This is a genomic window from Streptomyces sp. SID13726, assembly GCF_010548375.1.
In the GTDB taxonomy this organism is placed as follows: Bacteria; Actinomycetota; Actinomycetes; order Streptomycetales; family Streptomycetaceae; genus Streptomyces.
In genome coordinates this window covers 1-450 of the sequence record NZ_JAAGLY010000411.1, presented here as the reverse complement: position 1 = coordinate 450, position 450 = coordinate 1, and the positions used below count along the sequence as shown (strand labels likewise).

Below are 450 nucleotides of genomic sequence, written 5' to 3'. Positions count from 1 at the left end.
AAAGGCTTCGTCCTGGGCCGGCGTCCGGCGCCGGGTGAGCCGCGTCTCACCCGGGCGCTGCGACTTGTCTATGCAACGAGGTGCATAGAAGGATCAGGGGCATGGCGCTCGAACACGCGATCCTCGTCTCGCTGCTGGAGAAGCCGGGGTCGGGCTATGAGCTGGCCCGGCGCTTCGACCGGTCCATCGGCTATTTCTGGACCGCCACGCATCAGCAGATCTACCGCGTCCTCAAGCGCATGGAGACCGACGGCCTGCTCGCCGTCCGCGAGGTGGCGCAGCAGGGCCGGCCGGACAAGAAGGAGTACTCCGTCGCCGATCCGGGGCGCACCGCGCTCTCGGACTGGCTGCACGAGCCGATCGAACCCGAGAGCCTGCGCCACGACCTCGCCGTCAAGATCCGCGGCGCGGCCTTCGACGACCCGGCCGCACTGATCCTCGAGGTCGAAC

The 450-nt window shown here is 68.7% G+C and carries 1 protein-coding gene; it reads left to right on the top strand.

Going from position 1 to position 450, the window contains the following annotated elements; all coding sequences use genetic code 11:
• Window positions 1–101: 101 nt before the first annotated feature.
• Window positions 102–450: PadR family transcriptional regulator (locus G3I78_RS48330; protein ID WP_164436985.1), on the top strand; the 349-nt coding region annotated here is incomplete at its 3' end.